This window comes from Enterococcus sp. AZ103 (assembly GCF_051714685.1).
In the GTDB taxonomy this organism is placed as follows: Bacteria; Bacillota; Bacilli; order Lactobacillales; family Enterococcaceae; genus Enterococcus_A; species Enterococcus_A alishanensis.
In genome coordinates this window covers 769,927-789,328 of the sequence record NZ_JBIOSI010000001.1, presented here as the reverse complement: position 1 = coordinate 789,328, position 19,402 = coordinate 769,927, and the positions used below count along the sequence as shown (strand labels likewise).

At 41.1% G+C, this 19,402-nt stretch carries 11 protein-coding genes, 8 tRNA genes and 3 rRNA genes; 15 read left to right on the top strand and 7 right to left on the bottom strand.

Going from position 1 to position 19,402, the window contains the following annotated elements; translation table 11 throughout:
* Positions 1–47: 47 nt before the first annotated feature.
* Entirely contained in the window at positions 48–956 is a 909-nt protein-coding gene (locus ID741_RS03965; RefSeq protein WP_438719128.1) for a serine hydrolase, read from the top strand.
* A 39-nt stretch (positions 957–995) separates the two neighbouring features.
* On the opposite strand, the gene serS is transcribed toward ID741_RS03965, so the two are convergent.
* From serS to ID741_RS03950, 3 genes are all read right to left on the bottom strand, one after another.
* Entirely contained in the window at positions 996–2,276 is a 1,281-nt protein-coding gene (serS, locus tag ID741_RS03960) for a serine--tRNA ligase (protein WP_438719127.1), read from the bottom strand.
* Between the two features lie 294 nt (positions 2,277–2,570).
* Positions 2,571–3,746 carry a sensor histidine kinase gene (locus ID741_RS03955; RefSeq protein ID WP_438719126.1) on the bottom strand — a complete coding sequence of 392 codons (1,176 nt, stop codon included), beginning with the start codon at positions 3,744–3,746 and terminating at the stop codon, positions 2,571–2,573.
* A complete protein-coding gene (locus tag ID741_RS03950; RefSeq protein WP_218327423.1) occupies positions 3,736–4,425 on the bottom strand; it encodes a response regulator transcription factor in 690 nt (229 codons plus the stop codon). Before ID741_RS03950 ends, ID741_RS03955 begins: the two co-directional genes overlap by 11 nt.
* 547 nt (positions 4,426–4,972) lie before the next feature.
* Here ID741_RS03950 and ID741_RS03945 point away from each other — a divergent pair.
* From ID741_RS03945 to ID741_RS03880, 14 genes are all read left to right on the top strand, one after another.
* Positions 4,973–6,532, top strand: a 16S ribosomal RNA gene (locus tag ID741_RS03945).
* A 230-nt stretch (positions 6,533–6,762) separates the two neighbouring features.
* A 23S ribosomal RNA gene (locus ID741_RS03940) occupies positions 6,763–9,675 on the top strand.
* A gap of 82 nt (positions 9,676–9,757) precedes the next feature.
* A 5S ribosomal RNA gene (rrf, locus tag ID741_RS03935) occupies positions 9,758–9,873 on the top strand.
* The 16S, 23S and 5S rRNA genes sit together here with 8 tRNA genes alongside, the layout of an rRNA operon.
* A gap of 16 nt (positions 9,874–9,889) precedes the next feature.
* Positions 9,890–9,962, top strand: a tRNA-Val gene (locus ID741_RS03930).
* Positions 9,963–9,965: 3 nt separating this feature from the next.
* Positions 9,966–10,038: transfer RNA gene (locus ID741_RS03925), tRNA-Lys, on the top strand.
* 9 nt (positions 10,039–10,047) lie between these two features.
* A tRNA-Leu gene (locus ID741_RS03920) sits at positions 10,048–10,129 on the top strand.
* Positions 10,130–10,140: 11 nt separating this feature from the next.
* A tRNA-Thr gene (locus ID741_RS03915) sits at positions 10,141–10,213 on the top strand.
* A 27-nt stretch (positions 10,214–10,240) separates the two neighbouring features.
* A tRNA-Gly gene (locus ID741_RS03910) sits at positions 10,241–10,312 on the top strand.
* 23 nt (positions 10,313–10,335) lie between these two features.
* Positions 10,336–10,421: transfer RNA gene (locus ID741_RS03905), tRNA-Leu, on the top strand.
* Between the two features lie 17 nt (positions 10,422–10,438).
* Positions 10,439–10,512, top strand: a tRNA-Arg gene (locus tag ID741_RS03900).
* Between the two features lie 19 nt (positions 10,513–10,531).
* Positions 10,532–10,605: transfer RNA gene (locus ID741_RS03895), tRNA-Pro, on the top strand.
* A gap of 135 nt (positions 10,606–10,740) precedes the next feature.
* On the top strand, positions 10,741–11,208 hold the full coding sequence (locus ID741_RS03890) for a CtsR family transcriptional regulator (protein WP_218327166.1): 468 nt from the start codon (positions 10,741–10,743) through the stop codon (positions 11,206–11,208).
* 5 nt (positions 11,209–11,213) lie between these two features.
* Positions 11,214–13,709, top strand: coding sequence for an ATP-dependent Clp protease ATP-binding subunit (locus ID741_RS03885; protein ID WP_438719125.1), 2,496 nt, complete (start codon positions 11,214–11,216; stop codon positions 13,707–13,709).
* Between the two features lie 117 nt (positions 13,710–13,826).
* Entirely contained in the window at positions 13,827–15,491 is a 1,665-nt protein-coding gene (locus ID741_RS03880) for a hypothetical protein (RefSeq protein WP_438719124.1), read from the top strand.
* Between the two features lie 29 nt (positions 15,492–15,520).
* Here the strand turns inward: ID741_RS03880 and ID741_RS03875 are convergent, their stop codons facing one another.
* From ID741_RS03875 to ID741_RS03860, 4 genes are all read right to left on the bottom strand, one after another.
* Positions 15,521–16,477, bottom strand: coding sequence for a biotin--[acetyl-CoA-carboxylase] ligase (locus ID741_RS03875; protein WP_438719123.1), 957 nt, complete (start codon positions 16,475–16,477; stop codon positions 15,521–15,523).
* A gap of 114 nt (positions 16,478–16,591) precedes the next feature.
* A complete protein-coding gene (locus ID741_RS03870; protein ID WP_438719122.1) occupies positions 16,592–17,395 on the bottom strand; it encodes an ABC transporter ATP-binding protein in 804 nt (267 codons plus the stop codon).
* Positions 17,373–18,317 carry an ABC transporter permease gene (locus tag ID741_RS03865; protein ID WP_218327149.1) on the bottom strand — a complete coding sequence of 315 codons (945 nt, stop codon included), beginning with the start codon at positions 18,315–18,317 and terminating at the stop codon, positions 17,373–17,375. The genes ID741_RS03870 and ID741_RS03865 overlap by 23 nt, the downstream gene beginning before the upstream one ends.
* A gap of 28 nt (positions 18,318–18,345) precedes the next feature.
* A complete protein-coding gene (locus ID741_RS03860; RefSeq protein ID WP_218327165.1) occupies positions 18,346–19,308 on the bottom strand; it encodes an ABC transporter substrate-binding protein in 963 nt (320 codons plus the stop codon).
* Positions 19,309–19,402 lie beyond the last annotated feature (94 nt).

The window sequence follows — 19,402 nt, the reverse complement described above, 5'->3', positions numbered from 1 at the left end:
AAAAATGATAACAATAAGGTGTCGATTAAGTGAAGAGTAAAAAAATAATGAAGTGGCTTACCACCAGTGCAGTGATTATTACCAGCATCTTTTGGTATTTTATTCAACTGCAGCCAGATAGCAGTCAAGCCAGTGATACAAAAACACTCAAAGTTACCGTAAATGATACAAGCGACTATAAAAAAAAAACACCAACAACCGAGGAAAAACAGTTTTATCAAACAATGCAAACTACGCTAGAAAATCAAGCTCAGCAAATCGATGGTGAAATTGCCGTTACATATTTGGATTTGGCAACTGGTCAAGAAACTTCTATTAATGGTGAACAAACTTTTGTAGCTGCCAGCACAACAAAAGTTCCATTAGTAATGCTGATAAGCGATCAAATAGCTGCTGGAAATCTATCTTGGGAGCAGGAAATTCCCTATCAAGAGGCTTTCTTTGAATCAGGTACAGGTACGATTCAAAATGATATTCAGCCTGATTATACAGTCGAGGAATTAACTGAACTTGTAATTACAGTATCTGATAATATTGCCAAAAATATGCTCTATGATTTAGTTGGCGGTTATGAGACAGGCGTAAAAGATTGGTATGTTACTTATTTAAAGCGTCTAAGCAATGGCGAAAATACAATCAGTTCTGCTAATATGGCGAAGCTTCTAGCGATTTTAAATGCGCATGCAGCTGATAATCAAGGTTATCAAAATTTGATTAAGGACATGCAACAAACTATTTTCAATGAACGTTTGGCAACTGAGAATACTGTCAATCAAGTAGCCCATAAAATCGGGACCAACGATACGTATGTTCATGATGTAGGCATTTTTTATGGTGAACATCCTTATATATTAACGGTGTACACTAATCAAGTAACAGATGCTGAGATGGTGATATCAACGATTTCCGATGCAGTTTGGCAAACCCAAATGAATTATCCTAAACAAAAAAATTGATTGAATCAAGTATCGATTCAATCAATCTTTTTCCTGTTATTAAGCTTCTTTGGTAATTACGCGCACATTACCCATGTAAGGAACCAATGCTTCTGGAACAGTCACAGAACCATCCGCATTTTGGTAATTTTCTAAAATGGCAGTAACTGTCCGACCAACAGCTAAACCAGAACCGTTTAGAGTGTGGGCATATTGGACTTTACCATCTGCATCGCGGTAACGAATCATTGCGCGACGGGCTTGGAAATCTTCACAGTTAGAGCAAGAGCTGATTTCGCGATAAGTATTTTGAGCAGGTACCCAAACTTCTAAGTCATAAGTTTTCGCTGCACTGAAGCCCATATCACCAGTTGATAAAGTAATTACGCGGTATGGTAATTCTAGTTTTTGTAAGATGTCTTCAGCATTTTCGACCATTTTTTCCAATTCATCATAAGAAGTATCTTTGTCGGCAAATTTTACCATTTCAACTTTGTGGAATTGGTGCAATCGAATCAATCCCCGAGTATCGCGACCAGCACTACCAGCTTCAGAACGGAAAGAAGGAGACATTGCCGTAAAGTAAATCGGTAAGTCACGGCCTTCTAAAATTTCGTTAGCATAATAATTAGTTAATGGTACTTCAGCAGTTGGAATCAAAGTCAAATCGCGGTCTTCTACTTGGAAAACATCTTCTTTAAATTTAGGAAATTGACCCGTCCCAAACATTGCTTGGCTGTTTACCAAATAAGGCGTAATCATTTCAGTATAACCGTGTTCATAAATATGTTGATCCAACATAAAGTTATAAACAGCGCGTTCTAAGCGAGCGCCTAAACCTTTGTAATAAACAAAACGGCTACCAGCAACTTTTGCTCCCCGTTCGAAATCTAAAATGTCTAAAGCTTCCGCTACTTCGTAATGAGGTTTTGGTTCAAATTCAAAAGTCGTTTGCTTACCCCAACGACGATTTTCTACATTGGCATCTTCATCTTCACCAATCGGCACATCAGCATGAGGCAAGTTAGGTAAAGTAGTCGCAATTTCAGTTAATTGCGCATCGATAGCAGCTACTTCTTCGTCAAAATCTTTAATCTTCACACCAACTTCTTGCATTTCAGCAATTTTGTCATCGGCATTTTGTTTTTCACGTTTTAAGTTGGCAATTTCATTGGAAACGTCATTACGATATTTTTTAAGCTCTTCGGTTTTGACTAAAAGCTCGCGGCGTTTTTCATCTAGATCAATAAATCTAGTTAAAACGTCAGCTTCTACACCTCGAGTCGCTAATTTTTCTTTGACCTCTTCTACATTGTTGCGAATCATTTTTACGTCTAACATTTTCCTTTTCCTCCTTTAAAATAAAAAAACACCGTCTCATCCCTATTGTCTAGGGACGAAACGATGTTGAATTTCGCGGTACCACCTTAGTTCAGCTGTACTCAGCTGCTCCTCGTAGCAGATATCGGTTGCTGGCCGGCTTCTCTTTCAAAAAGCACAGAATAATGAAACTGGATTTCCTAACCTTTAACTGTTGATTTTCACCCACCATCAACTCTCTAAAAAGAAAAGGGAAGTACTTGGTTTCCTGCTTGTTATGAATTGACTACAGTATAAGCAATCAAAAATTTATTGTCAACGCTTTTCTAAATTTTTTACATTACTGACTAAAGGCAAGTGAATAATAAACGAAGTCCAATTCTCATCCGACTGAGCAAAAATATAACCACCATGAAGATTCACAATATTTTGAGCAATCGCTAAGCCTAAACCAGTTCCGCTAATTTCTTGCGAGCGAGAAGTATCCGCCCGATAAAAACGGTCAAAGAGCTGATCTAACGATTCACGCGGTATTGGTATACCGTTATTTTTAACTGTGATAACAGCTTCTGTATTTTCTCTCTCAATCGAAATAATAATTTGATCAGCTCCGCCACCGTATTTCAAAGCATTAGAAATGAGGTTATTAAAAACCCGCACTAATTTTTCTGTGTCCCCATCCATAAAGAGTTTTTTCTCTGTAGTTTTCACTTGAATCGTGACGTTTTTTTTGGTAGCTTCTAGTTCAAATTCAGTAGCTAGTTGCTCTAATAACTGCACCATGTCAAAGGAAATAAAATTCACAGGGACGCTTGGTTGACGGACTTTCGTATATTCAAATAAATCTTCTACTAAAGATTTCATCTGTTTAGCTTTGGAATAAGCAATGCCAGTATACTTACGTAATTCCTCTTCGCTTTGATATTGACCATCTTCAATTAAACCTAAATAGCCGATAATTGAAGTCAATGGAGTACGGATATCGTGACTGACGTTTGTTATTAATTCATCCTTAGAAGTTTCAATTGCCCGCTCATCTTCAATTGCAGCAACAGTACTATCAACTAGACCATTGATACTTGAAACTACTTTACTCAAATCCCCCCGCAATTCGAAAGGAATCCGGTAATTATAATTGCCATTAGCAATAAAATGTAATTCATTGATGATGTGACGCAGCTGCATTTGACGATAACGACGAATCAAACGCCAAAAGACGACTAAAGCATCCACTACTAAGAAAAAAGGAATAATAAAATAGCGGCCGCTTAAAAAAATATCGCTGTTGTAGTTGTTAGCAAAAATATTTCTAGAACGGTAGACTGCATCTTGTAAATCTGGCGAATTATTTAATAATTGAGAAATCAGTACCATTAATGCGACATTTAATAGAAGTAAAATAATTACCGTCACGATCCCTTCAGCAATTAATTCACTGATTTCCTTTGAAGTTAAAGTGATTCGCCGTTTTTTTTCTACTCTATTTGGCATCAATCTTGTATCCTACACCCCAAACTGTTTGAATGACTTTTTCACCGTCGGTTGCGTCTTCAATTTTATCCCGCAAGTGACTTACGTGAACCATAACAGTTTTTGCTGAAACGATACTTTCTTGTTTCCACACTCGTTCAAATATTTCATCGGCTGAGAAAACCCGATTTGGATGACTAGCTAATAAATACAAAATTCCAAACTCTAAAGCTGTTAGCTGGATTTCTTTGCCATCCATTGTTTTAACTTCATGGGAATCTTTGTTAATAATCAATGATTGGATTTCTAAAATATCCGGTTGTTCTTCGGCAACTGCCATTTTTGTTCGGCGTAACAAAGATTTTACCCGTGCCATTACTTCTAAAGGATTAAATGGTTTTGTTACATAATCATCTGCACCAGCAACCAAACCTTTAATTTTATCCATGTCGGTTGTTTTGGCAGTCAACATGATAATTGGGATTTGCGATTCTTTCCGCAATTCTTTGACAACTTGCATTCCATCCATCACTGGCATCATGATGTCCAAAATTAAAAGATCAATATCCGTAGTTGTCCGTAATTTACTTAATGCTTCCTTGCCATCATAAGCTTTCACAACTTCGTAACCTTCATTGTGTAAATAGATACTCAATAGTTCAACAATTTCTTTATCATCGTCTGCAACTAAAATTCTCATCTGTCTAATTCCTCCTATATAAGGGTATGATTCCATTTTACCAAAGAATCTTAAGGAAGTGAAAAAACATCACTATAGGTTAAGGAAAAATCAATAATAGAAATAGCGAAAGATATAATTTAGGGAACGCTGATTTCCATCAATTAAAGCAAAAAAAACGAACGAAAAAACACTGATTTATATTTATACATCGGGTTTAAAAAAAGTGAATAAAAATATTTTTTTTTCGTTGACCAACGCCTTGAAAACTGTTATATTATTTTATGTTCTCGTTGAGGACATGCCAATCAGAGCCATTAAATAGAAAATCTTCAAATTATTTTTTTGAAAATTAATTCAAAAAAGTTGTTGACTTTCACTTGGTAAGATGATAAGATATAAAAGTTGCTGATGCAACAGAAATAGACCTTTGAAAACTGAACGAATAAGACGAACCAAATGTGTAGGGCGTTCCTATTTATAGGAACAAACAATACAAAGCAAGCAATATGCTAGCAACAAGTCAATTAATACAATTGAGCTAACAGTCGCAAGACTGTGCAAACTTTTTAATGAGAGTTTGATCCTGGCTCAGGACGAACGCTGGCGGCGTGCCTAATACATGCAAGTCGAACGCTTTTTCTTTCACCGGAGCTTGCTCCACCGAAAGAAAAGGAGTGGCGAACGGGTGAGTAACACGTGGGTAACCTACCCTCCAGCGGGGGATAACACTTGGAAACAGGTGCTAATACCGCATAACAGAGAAAACCGCCTGGTTTTCTTTTGAAAGGCGCAATTGCGTCACTGGAGGATGGACCCGCGGTGCATTAGCTAGTTGGTGAGGTAACGGCTCACCAAGGCAACGATGCATAGCCGACCTGAGAGGGTGATCGGCCACATTGGGACTGAGACACGGCCCAAACTCCTACGGGAGGCAGCAGTAGGGAATCTTCGGCAATGGACGAAAGTCTGACCGAGCAACGCCGCGTGAGTGAAGAAGGTTTTCGGATCGTAAAACTCTGTTGTCAGAGAAGAATAAGGATAAGAGTGGAAAGTTTATCCCTTGACGGTATCTGACCAGAAAGCCACGGCTAACTACGTGCCAGCAGCCGCGGTAATACGTAGGTGGCAAGCGTTGTCCGGATTTATTGGGCGTAAAGCGAGCGCAGGCGGTCTCTTAAGTCTGATGTGAAAGCCCCCGGCTCAACCGGGGAGGGTCATTGGAAACTGGGAGACTTGAGTGCAGAAGAGGAGAGTGGAATTCCATGTGTAGCGGTGAAATGCGTAGATATATGGAGGAACACCAGTGGCGAAGGCGGCTCTCTGGTCTGTAACTGACGCTGAGGCTCGAAAGCGTGGGGAGCAAACAGGATTAGATACCCTGGTAGTCCACGCCGTAAACGATGAGTGCTAAGTGTTGGAGGGTTTCCGCCCTTCAGTGCTGCAGCTAACGCATTAAGCACTCCGCCTGGGGAGTACGACCGCAAGGTTGAAACTCAAAGGAATTGACGGGGGCCCGCACAAGCGGTGGAGCATGTGGTTTAATTCGAAGCAACGCGAAGAACCTTACCAGGTCTTGACATCCTTTGACCACTCTAGAGATAGAGCTTCCCCTTCGGGGGCAAAGTGACAGGTGGTGCATGGTTGTCGTCAGCTCGTGTCGTGAGATGTTGGGTTAAGTCCCGCAACGAGCGCAACCCTTATTGTTAGTTGCCATCATTTAGTTGGGCACTCTAGCGAGACTGCCGGTGACAAACCGGAGGAAGGTGGGGATGACGTCAAATCATCATGCCCCTTATGACCTGGGCTACACACGTGCTACAATGGGAAGTACAACGAGTCGCGAAGTCGCAAGGCTAAGCTAATCTCTTAAAGCTTCTCTCAGTTCGGATTGTAGGCTGCAACTCGCCTACATGAAGCCGGAATCGCTAGTAATCGCGGATCAGCACGCCGCGGTGAATACGTTCCCGGGCCTTGTACACACCGCCCGTCACACCACGAGAGTTTGTAACACCCGAAGTCGGTGAGGTAACCTTTATGGAGCCAGCCGCCTAAGGTGGGATAGATGATTGGGGTGAAGTCGTAACAAGGTAGCCGTATCGGAAGGTGCGGCTGGATCACCTCCTTTCTAAGGAAAATTACGGAGACTACACAAGTTTATCTTTATTCGTTCAGTTTTGAGAGGTCTACTCTCAAATCGTTCATTGAAAACTGGATACAAAAAACAAACCAAAAATTTTTAAAACAAACCGAGAACACCGCGTTGAATGAGTTTTTTAATAGTTCAATTGCTTATTTTTTATTTATTGGAACTCTATCGCTAGAGGGAAGATAAAGACCCAACCGCAAGGTTGATAAGGTTAAGTGAATAAGGGCGCACGGTGGATGCCTTGGCACTAGGAGCCGATGAAGGACGGGACTAACACCGATATGCTTCGGGGAGCTGTAAGTAAGCTTTGATCCGGAGATTTCCGAATGGGGAAACCCAGCATCTTTAACAGGATGTTACTGTTCAGTGAATACATAGCTGAATGGAGGTAGACGCAGAGAACTGAAACATCTAAGTACCTGCAGGAAGAGAAAGAAAAATCGATTCCCTGAGTAGCGGCGAGCGAAACGGGAAAAGCCCAAACCAAGAGGCTTGCCTCTTGGGGTTGTAGGACTCCGATATGGTAGTTGATTGAAATAATCGAAGGACCTGGAAAGGTCTGCGAGACAGGGTAAAAGCCCCGTAGATGAAATTTGAATCACACCTAGGAGGATCCTGAGTACGGCGGAACACGAGGAATTCCGTCGGAATCCGGGAGGACCATCTCCCAAGGCTAAATACTCCCTAGTGACCGATAGTGAACCAGTACCGTGAGGGAAAGGTGAAAAGCACCCCGGAAGGGGAGTGAAATAGATCCTGAAACCGTGTGCCTACAACAAGTCAAAGCCCGTTAATGGGTGATGGCGTGCCTTTTGTAGAATGAACCGGCGAGTTACGATCCCATGCGAGGTTAAGTCGAAGAGACGGAGCCGTAGCGAAAGCGAGTCTGAATAGGGCGAATGAGTATGTGGTCGTAGACCCGAAACCATGTGATCTACCCATGTCCAGGTTGAAGGTGCGGTAAAACGCACTGGAGGACCGAACCCACGTACGTTGAAAAGTGCGGGGATGAGGTGTGGGTAGCGGAGAAATTCCAAACGAACTTGGAGATAGCTGGTTCTCTCCGAAATAGCTTTAGGGCTAGCCTCAGAGTAAGAATGATGGAGGTAGAGCACTGTTTGGACTAGGGGCCCATCTCGGGTTACCGAATTCAGATAAACTCCGAATGCCATACATTTATCTCTGGGAGTCAGACTGTGAGTGATAAGATCCATAGTCGAAAGGGAAACAGCCCAGACCACCAGCTAAGGTCCCAAAATATATGTTAAGTGGAAAAGGATGTGGGGTTGCACAGACAACTAGGATGTTGGCTTAGAAGCAGCCACCATTTAAAGAGTGCGTAATAGCTCACTAGTCGAGTGACCCTGCGCCGAAAATGTACCGGGGCTAAACATATTACCGAAGCTGTGGATTACACCTTAGGGTGTAATGGTAGGAGAGCGTTCTAAGGGCGTTGAAGGTAGACCGTGAGGACTGCTGGAGCGCTTAGAAGTGAGAATGCCGGTATGAGTAGCGAAAGACAGGTGAGAATCCTGTCCACCGTATGACTAAGGTTTCCTGGGGAAGGCTCGTCCGCCCAGGGTTAGTCGGGACCTAAGCCGAGGCCGAAAGGCGTAGGCGATGGATAACAGGTTGATATTCCTGTACTCGTTGTTTTTGTTTGAGCAATGGAGGGACGCAGTAGGCTAAGAAATCAGACGATTGGAAATGTCTGTCTAAGCAATGAGTCTTAAGATGAGTCAAATGCTTATCTTTCTAAGGACAAGTTGTGATGGGGAGGGAAATACAAGTACCGAAGTTTCTGATGTCACACTGCCAAGAAAAGCTTCTAGTGAGAAAACAATGACCCGTACCGTAAACCGACACAGGTAGTCGAGGAGAGTATCCTAAGGTGAGCGAGCGAACTCTCGTTAAGGAACTCGGCAAAATGACCCCGTAACTTCGGGAGAAGGGGTGCTGATCTAACGATCAGCCGCAGTGAATAGGCCCAAGCGACTGTTTATCAAAAACACAGGTCTCTGCAAAATCGAAAGATGAAGTATAGGGGCTGACGCCTGCCCGGTGCTGGAAGGTTAAGAGGAGTGCTTAGCGTAAGCGAAGGTACGAATTGAAGCCCCAGTAAACGGCGGCCGTAACTATAACGGTCCTAAGGTAGCGAAATTCCTTGTCGGGTAAGTTCCGACCCGCACGAAAGGCGTAACGATTTGGGCACTGTCTCAACGAGAGACTCGGTGAAATTTTAGTACCTGTGAAGATGCAGGTTACCCGCGACAGGACGGAAAGACCCCATGGAGCTTTACTGCAGTTTGATATTGAGTGTCTGTACCACATGTACAGGATAGGTAGGAGCCGTAGAAGTCGGGACGCTAGTTTCGACGGAGGCAATGGTGGGATACTACCCTTGTGTTATGGCCACTCTAACCCGCATCACTAATCGTGATGGGAGACAGTGTCAGATGGGCAGTTTGACTGGGGCGGTCGCCTCCTAAAGAGTAACGGAGGCGCCCAAAGGTTCCCTCAGAATGGTTGGAAATCATTCGCAGAGTGTAAAGGCACAAGGGAGCTTGACTGCGAGACCTACAAGTCGAGCAGGGACGAAAGTCGGGCTTAGTGATCCGGTGGTTCCGCATGGAAGGGCCATCGCTCAACGGATAAAAGCTACCCTGGGGATAACAGGCTTATCTCCCCCAAGAGTCCACATCGACGGGGAGGTTTGGCACCTCGATGTCGGCTCGTCGCATCCTGGGGCTGTAGTCGGTCCCAAGGGTTGGGCTGTTCGCCCATTAAAGCGGCACGCGAGCTGGGTTCAGAACGTCGTGAGACAGTTCGGTCCCTATCCGTCGCGGGCGTTGGAAATTTGAGAGGATCTGTCCTTAGTACGAGAGGACCGGGATGGACTTACCGCTGGTGTACCAGTTGTCTTGCCAAAGGCATCGCTGGGTAGCTATGTAGGGAAGGGATAAACGCTGAAAGCATCTAAGTGTGAAGCCCACCTCAAGATGAGATTTCCCATTTCTTAAAGAAAGTAAGATCCCTGAGAGAAGATCAGGTAGATAGGTCAGAAGTGGAAGTGCAGTGATGTACGGAGCGGACTGATACTAATCGATCGAGGACTTAACCAAAACAAAATGGACTTGGTAGTTTTAAAGTAAGGAATGTTTTTTGATCCAGTTTTGAGTGAGCGAAGTTTACTCAATTAAATAGTGTGGTGGCGATAGCAAGAAGGATACACCTGTTCCCATGTCGAACACAGAAGTTAAGCTTTTTAGCGCCGATCGTAGTGAGGGGTTGCCCCTTGTGAGAGTAGGACGTCGCCACGCGAATTTTTTGATTTATGGAGGTTTAGCTCAGCTGGGAGAGCATCTGCCTTACAAGCAGAGGGTCAGCGGTTCGAACCCGTTAACCTCCATATGAGCCGTTAGCTCAGTTGGTAGAGCATCTGACTTTTAATCAGAGGGTCACAGGTTCGAGCCCTGTACGGCTCATAAAGATATGCGGGTGTGGCGGAATTGGCAGACGCACTAGATTTAGGATCTAGCGCCTTCGGGCGTGGGGGTTCAAGTCCCTTCACCCGCATTAAATAAAACGCCGGCTTAGCTCAGTTGGTAGAGCATCTGATTTGTAATCAGAGGGTCGAGGGTTCAAGTCCTTTAGCCGGCACTTTTTTAAGAAAAGCAACGAAAGTTTGCGGAAATAGCTCAGTGGTAGAGCACCACCTTGCCAAGGTGGGGGTCGCGGGTTCGAACCCCGTTTTCCGCTTTCTCTGAAAAGACCAGGGACATGCCGGGGTGGCGGAACTGGCAGACGCACAGGACTTAAAATCCTGCGGTGAGTGATCACCGTACCGGTTCGATTCCGGTCCTCGGCATTAGTACGAATAATGATGCGCCCATAGCTCAACTGGATAGAGTGTTTGACTACGGATCAAAAGGTTAGGGGTTCGACTCCTCTTGGGCGCGTAGTCTTTTTTTATTTTTACGGGAAGTAGCTCAGCTTGGTAGAGCACTTGGTTTGGGACCAAGGGGTCGCAGGTTCGAATCCTGTCTTCCCGATTCTTAGAAGGTGAAAACCTTCTATTTTTTTTACTCATTTTTAAACAGATAAGCTATTACTCTTTCTTTCACATGCTAAATTCGTTATAATTAAGGTCAGAAATAGTCAACAGAAATAGATAATGGGAGAGGATAATAGTGAGTCGAAATACCTCAGATTCAATCGAAGCATATTTGAAGGGTATCTTAGAAGACCATGAAATAATTGAAATCAGGCGAGCGGAAATGGCTCAATTGTTTAATTGCGTACCTTCCCAAATTAATTACGTGATCAATACTCGTTTTACCTTTCAAAGAGGATATATTGTTGAAAGTAAGCGGGGTGGCGGTGGTTATATTCGGATTAGCAAAGTGCAGATTTCCGATCAACACTATTTCTTAGAACAGTTAATGAATTCTTTTGGAACGGAAATTTCGGAAGCAAATGCTTTTGGAATTATTCAAAAATTATTTGAAGAGAAAATTGTGACGGAAAATGAAGGAAATTTAATGCTGAGTGCATTGTCGAAAAACACATTGGGAATTAGTCAAATTGAAAATAGATTACGGGCACGTGTATTACATGGATTTTTAGAACGTTTGAGTTATGAAAAAAAGGAGTGAAATAGATGGATCAATTATATACTGAAAGAGCGAAAGCAGTCTTGACGATTGCCCAACAAGAAGCGAAGTATTTTAAACATCGTTCAGTTGGTTCAGAGCATTTATTATTGGCTTTAGTTATTGAACAACAGGGAATTGCCGGAAAAACCTTGCGTCAAATGAATTCTACAGAAGCAGATATTCGTGAAGAAATTGAAAATATGACTGGTTATGGTTCAGTGACCAATTATGCAGAAGGTAGTTATTTACCTTATTCACCGCGAGCAAAACAAATTTTGATTTTTGCTGATGATGAAGCCAAACGTTTCAATGCTAAATTGGTTGGAACTGAACATATTTTATTGGGCTTACTGCGGGATGATGAGATTTTGGCTTCTCATATTTTAGTCAATCTTGGATTAAGCTTACCTAAGATGCGTCAATTGCTATTACGTAAAATGGGCGTCAACGAATCGATGACTGGTAGCAATGGTCAAAACAATCGTAGAAAACCGGCGAAACAAGCGACAACCAATTCACAAGGGACGCCAACGCTTGATAGTTTGGCCCGTGATATGACCAAACTAGCTCGGGAAAAACGTTTAGATCCAGTGGTAGGTCGCGATAGTGAAGTTCGTCGTGTTGTTCAAATTTTAAGTCGCCGAACTAAAAATAATCCAGTTTTAGTGGGTGAACCCGGTGTTGGTAAGACAGCCATTGTAGAAGGCTTAGCTCAACGAATAATTACGGATGATGTGCCAGAAGACATGCGTGGAAAACGTCTAATGATGTTAGATATGGGCGCATTAGTAGCGGGTACAAAGTATCGTGGTGAATTTGAGGATCGTTTGAAAAAAGTGATTGATGAAATCTATAACGATGGCCAAATTATTTTATTTATTGATGAACTGCATACTTTAATTGGTGCCGGTGGTGCAGAAGGTGCGATCGATGCTTCAAATATTTTGAAACCAGCTTTGGCTCGTGGTGAATTGCAAACAATTGGTGCCACGACTTTAGATGAGTATCAAAAATATATTGAAAAAGATTCTGCATTGGAACGTCGTTTTGCCCGGGTACAGGTGGAAGAACCAACTCCTGAAGAAGCAGAAGAAATCTTAAAAGGCTTACGCCCACGTTATGAAGAACATCATGGGATTAAGATTACTGACGAAGCATTACATGCGGCGGTATCTTTATCAGTTCGTTATATTAATTCTCGTCAACTACCAGATAAAGCCATTGACTTAATGGATGAAAGTGGTGCGAAAGTCCGCTTAGATACGACAGATGAAGAATCTGAATTGGTAGAATTGAAACAAGAATTAGAAAACTTATCAGCAGAAAAAGAAAAAGCGATTCAAAACCAAGACTTTGAATCAGCTGCTCGTCTACGTTTGAAAGAAAAGCAAATGGCACAGGCTGTTGAAGCAGAAGCTTTAAAAGAAGCCAAACAAGAAAAAGGCTATGCGAATGAAGTAACAGAAGAAGATGTCGCTGCAGTGGTTTCTCAGTGGACCGGTGTGCCATTGCAACAATTAGAGAAAAAAGAAAGTCAACGGTTATTGGATTTAGAAAATGTATTGCATAAACGTGTGGTAGGACAAGAAGATGCCGTTAAAGCTATTTCGCGGGCAATTCGTCGGGCTCGGAGTGGTCTGAAAGATCCAAACCGACCAATTGGCTCATTTATGTTCTTAGGTCCAACTGGTGTGGGTAAAACAGAATTGGCGAAAGCATTAGCAGAAGCGATGTTTGGTTCTGAAGAATCATTGATTCGAGTAGATATGTCTGAATATATGGAAAAATTCAGTACGAGTCGGTTGATTGGTTCACCGCCAGGATATGTTGGTTATGACGAAGGTGGTCAGCTAACTGAAAAAATCCGTCAAAAACCTTATGCTGTCATTTTGCTAGATGAAGTTGAAAAAGCCCATCCAGATGTTTTCAATATCTTATTACAAGTTTTAGATGATGGCTACTTAACCGATGCAAAGGGTCGGCGAGTAGACTTTAGAAATACAATTTTAATTATGACATCAAATATCGGCGCCAGAGAAGTCCGCGAAGAAAAGAGTGTCGGCTTTGGAGCTAAAGATATTATGCAAGATCATGTCAGCATGGAAAAACGTATTTTTGAAGAATTGAAACGGACTTATCGTCCAGAATTCTTAAACCGAATTGATGAAACACTAGTATTCCAATCCCTTAATCAAGATCAAATTCATGAAATCGTGAAAATCATGAGCCAGTCAATTGTTGAGCGGATGACCGAGCACGAAATCAAAGTTAAAATTACACCGGCAGCAATCGATGTGATTGGAAAAGTTGGTTTTGATCCGGAATATGGCGCAAGACCAATTCGTCGGGCACTACAAAAAGAAGTCGAAGACCGTCTGGCTGAAGCTTTATTGTCGGGCTTAATTCAATTAGGTGATTCAGTGACTATTGGTGCCAGCAAAGGAAAGATTACTTTGACGGTAAAAAATGCTACTGAAGAAAAAGTTCCAGCTAAAGTATAATGACGAGAACGAGACTGTCAGAAGACAGTCTTGTTTTTTTTAATTTTTTCTCAAATCTATCATTTTATTGTTCAAAAAATGCTAACTTCGGTACAATAAGGCGGAGGAGTTGAGTAAATGAAACGTGCAATTTATCCAGGGATTATTGTGTTGGTAGCAATTTTATTTATTATGCCGCATTTTATTAGTCAAAATATGGTATTAGGGGCGGACGCGCTTTTTCATTACAATCGTTTTTATGAGACTGCGATGCAGATAAAGCATCATAATTTTTCGCCGTTTATTTCATTATATGGTTTTCAGCAGTCTGCTCGAGTGGTTAATGCGGTTTATGGACCAATATTTGCTTATTTTCAAGGATTATTAGTTTTAGCGGCAGGGACTTGGTTTCGCTATCAAATCCTGTCGAATTTTATTTTATATTTAGTTTCAGGTTTCTCTATGTATGGCTTATTACGTTATGGAAAAGTTAAACGACCTTTGGCGACATTGACAGCAATTATTTTTATGACTACTTATACGGTTTTATATTGGACGATTAATCAAGGCTTTACTAGTTGGGGAACTAGCTTGATGCCTTTATGTTTGTTGCCGATTGTCGATATGAGTATGCGCCATCGTTTTCCAGTAGTAAAAGTAGCTTTGAGCGTAGCTGTATTGACCCAGATTCATATGTTGTCGGCTATTATGTTAGGTTGGATTTATATACCTTTTTTCATTAGCTATTTAATAAAGTCAGATATTAAAAAAACACTATGGCAACTTGTAAAAGCAATCGGGCTGTATGTATTATTAACAGTCAATGTCTGGGCTAGTCTATTAATGATGAATTTAGGTAATCATTTGCAGTTTCCGTTTGTTAATTATCATATGAGTGACAAGGCAATTAATTTAAAAGGAAGTTATTGGTTGGATTATCCGCAAATACTAGTACCTTTAGTAATTGTGATGCTACTGATCTTTATTGTGACCCATAAAAAAATTCAAGGCTTTACCAAACAGTTGCTAGGCACGAGCTTGTTCTTTTTATTGTTGTCGACTAGTTTGATTCCGTGGACTTTTTTAGTCCAGCATCATGTACCTTTTGTGTCTTTGATTCAATTTCCGTTCCGTTTCTTTGAGCCTTTTACGATGTTGTTCTTATTTTTTGCAGCTAGTATGTTGGAGCAATTGATGTTCAAACGCTGGTGGCATGGAGTGATGGCAGTCATTTGTTTGCTGAGTGTCCTCGGATCGATTTCAACAATTAATTTGCGCTTGGCTCGATGGGATAATATTTCTTTAAATAAACCTCATACTTATCGGATGAAAAACGTTGAGGAAACCAAAAAGGATTTTTACAGTAAAGATTTACAGCTGGCTTTAGAAGATATGCAAAAATCTAGTCCAGACTATTTGCCAACCTATGACAGCGATCAGAAAAATAGTTACCAATTATATGGAGAACAAATAATTTTAAACGATAAGAATTTTGAAAAAACCGCTAAAAATGGTGAATTGACGGTCACTTGGGAGAGTAAAACAGCTGGCATGGCTCGTTTGCCGGTAATTGTCTATCGCCGCACGCAATTAAGTCAAAACGGCCAACCATTAAAATATACGGATTTATCAGAAATTGGTAGTCCGACAGTAACTGAAAAGGTTGGAAAAAATCAATTGACAGTGAAATATTTGGTACCGTGGTATATTTATTTGAGTTTTGCGGTGAGTGTGGTGAGTTGGTTCGGTTGTTTGATCTTTAGTTTGCGAGAAGTTCGTCGCTTCCAAAAATTTAGAAAATAAAAAGCAAATCCAACGAGGATTTGCTTTTTTTATTGGATGCTGCTTAAACTAATTTCTCCAGAAGACAAGGTCATTTGTTCACCATCGACATCCACCACTAGTTCGCCGGTATTAGTAATGGCAATAGCTGTGCCGTAATGAGTTTCTTTTTGACGAATGAAGCTGACTTTTTTTCCTAAGACAAAAGATTTTTTACGATAAGTTTCTAAGTATTCATCGGGGTCGGCCGCTAATAGTTTGAAGAAACGTTGCCAAATTTCAATGATTAATTGATTGCGGGTAATTGTTGGCTGGCCATCAGGAAAAATTGAGCTCGCTTTGTCTTGAAGTTCTGTTGGAAAACTATTTTGGGGAATCGAAAAATTAATGCCCATGCCGATAATGATGTATTTGAGTGAATTTGTCTCCACATCAGTCATCGCTTCAGATAAGATACCGACGATTTTTCTACCGTTTAGATAAATATCGTTGACCCATTTGATTTGGCTGTCTTGTTGCGTTAATGCATCGATGGCTTCAGCAACTGCAGCTGCCATTAGCACTGTATATTGTGGTAACTCAGCTAATCGTTCTTTTGGTTCTAATAACATGCTCATATAGATACCAGCTTTTTCTTTTGCGAAAAAGGGACGATTGAAGCGTCCACGAGGTGCTTCTTGCATGTCTGCTATGACAAGTAAAGGAGTCGGCGTGCCTTCTAAGACAGAGAGCTGAGCGTCTTTCATAGTAGAAGTAGAAGTCGCCAATACTTTTACAGCCACTCGGTTGTCTAAGCCTTGCTGGATTTCTTTTTGCTCTAAAATATCAGAAGGCTGATAGCGATAGCCATTAGCAGTATGTTGGATTAGATAGCCTTTTTTTTCCAGTTCTTTGATTGCTTTCCAGATGGCTGTACGGGAAACACCAATTTCTTTGGCTAATGTTTCGCCAGATAAGACATGATCAGCGGTCTTTAAGCGTTGTAATACGATTTCTTTGGTTGACACAGGCTCGTCTCCTTTTTTATTAGGAACTGTTTTATTCCTAGTCTATTTTTCTCAGTGTATCAAAAAAAGGACGAGAAGAAAAATCTTCTCGTCCTAAAGAAGGATGAACCAGTTCTAGGCTAATAATAAAGCGTCGTCTTTTAATTCCACACCGGAATTTTTTTGGAAAAGCGTCATTAATTTTGGCACCGTCAAATCTTGTTTTTCTTCCTGTTTTAAATCTAAGGCAATTTGCCCTTGATGTAGCATAATCAGACGATTGCCATAACGAATCGCATCTTCCATATTGTGAGTCACCATGAAAGCTGTCAAATGGTGCTCGGTGATTAATTTTTGCGTTAATTCCATTACCGTAATGGAAGTCTTTGGATCTAATGCAGCGGTATGCTCATCTAGTAAAATTAAATCTGGTCGTTGTAAGGTAGCCATTAATAATGTGATGGCTTGGCGTTGACCACCTGATAATAAGCCGATTTCAGCATCTAAGCGATTTTCTAAATTCAAGTTTAAAGTCGCTAACTGTTCTTTGAAGAAGTTGCGGTTTTTACTTTTTACGCCACGGCTGAATCCTCGTTTGTGACCACGTTTCATAGCTAAAGCAAGATTTTCCTCAACTGTTAAACGGACAGCTGTACCCATTTTAGGATCTTGGAAAACCCGGCTAATATATTTTGAGCGTTTAGTGACTGATTGTTTGGTAATCTCAGTATCATTTAGGAATAGTTGACCATCTTCCACAGGCAAAGTTCCTGCCACGCTATTTAATAAAGTCGATTTACCAGCACCATTTCCACCGATAATTGTAACGAAATCACCAGGTGCGAGAGCTAAGTCAATGCCGCGCAATACATGGTTCTCGTTGACAGTACCTTTTTCAAAAGTTTGATGTAAGTTACTAATTTTTAAGACTGGCTGCATTACTTTTCTCTCCTTTTTTGTTTTCTCGTTTCGAGCTTTTTCCGATGTTTAAGTTTAATTTTTCTCGAATTTGCGGTAATGATAGACAAATGACTAAGACTATGGCAGACGCTAATTTAGAATCTGACGGTTCGACATTCATTTCGAAAACCAAAGCTAAAATGAAACGGTATAAAATAGCACCGACTACGATAGTTCCTAAACGAATCGCAATTGGTTTATTACGTAATAATACTTCAGCGATGATGATTGAAGCCAAGCCGATAACGATGGTTCCAACACCAGAGTTTAAATCAGCAAAGCCATTGTTTTGGGCTAATAAAGCACCAGATAAAGCAATACAACCATTTGAAATCATGTAACCTAATAATTTCATGTTTTCAATCTTGATACCATTAGCTTCACTCATATCAGGATTGTCGCCAGTCGCACGAACTGCTAAACCAATCTCTGTCCGGAAGAATAAAATCAATAAGATGATAGCAATTAATGCAATCAGCAAACCAATTAAAATGACTGAGTTGTTACGGGAAAGCCCTAAAGTTTGAACCCCGCTAAACAAAGTATCTTCTCCTAATAAAGCAATGTTTGGTGCCCCCATCACACGAGATGTGATTGAGTATAAACCGGTCATGGTGATGATCCCTGCCAATAAAGGAGGTATTTTAAATTTTGTGTTTAAAATACCGGTTACTAAGCCAGCAGCCATCCCGCCGACAAATGCCAATAAAGTAGCAGCAACTGGATTTAGACCATTAACGATTCCGACTGCTGCAATCCCCCCGCCTAATGGGAAACTACCTTCAGCTGTTAAATCGGCAATGTCTAAAATTCTAAAAGTAAACCAGACCCCAATCGCCAACAGCGACCATAATAATCCTTGCGATGTGGCTGATAATAATAATCCTAAAATATTACTCATGATTCATCCTTCTTTCTGGTTCTTCTTTTTAAGGTTCTTTGATTGTTTCAGGGTCGATGCCTAATGCTTCGGCCATATCTTTATTCACGACTAATTCTAAATTATCTGATTCTTCAACAGGCATATCAGCAGGTGTTGCATCGCCATCTAAGATTTTAGCAGCCATCTTACCAGTTTGTTCACCTAATGATTCATAGTTAATGCCGACTGTTGCTAAACCACCAGTATCGATTTGTTCAGTAGAACCAGCAACTAGCGGAATTTTATGTTCTTTTACGACTTCGCCGATGACTGAGGCAGCAGAGGCAAAGGTATTATCAGTTGGAACGTAAATGCCATCAGTTGATGTTGCTAATGATTCTGTTACTTGCTGGACATCATTAGTGGTGTTGGCTGTTTTGACTTCGACCTTAACGCCAGCTTTTTTTAACGCTTCTTCAGCTAAATCTGCTTGGATTTTTGAATTGGCTTCACCTGCGTTATACATAATGCCAATGGTTTCAGCGTCAGGTACGATTGAAAGTAGTAAAGCAATTTGTTTGTCGATAGGCACCATGTCAGTTGTTCCAGTGATATTGCCGCCAGGTTTCTTGTCGCTTTTAACTAATTTTGCTTCTTTTAAATCGGTGACTGCTGTTACGGTAATTGGAATTTCGGTTGTCGCAGTTGCTAAACTTTGTGCTGCTGGTGTAGCAATCGCCAAAAGTAAGTCTGGATCTTCTTTGACTAATTTTTCGCTCATACTTTTTAGATTGTCTTGGTTGTTTTGGGCATTTTGATAATCAATTTCCAAGTTTTCGCCTTCGGTATAACCACCAGCCTCAAGCCCTTTTTTGAATCCTTCATAAGCATTGTCTAATGAAGCATGTTCAACTAATTGTAAAACACCGACCCGTTTTGTTTCGCTGTCTCCGTCCGTATTGTTTGAACCACATGCTCCTAATACCAATAAACTAATTAATCCCATGCCTGCTAATATTTTTTTCATAATTATTCTCTCCTTTTTTAAATAAAAATCACCCACCTAGAAAGACTAAGTGGGTGATGAATCTACCAAGAGTTTATAATTCCCCTTAGCCACTTAG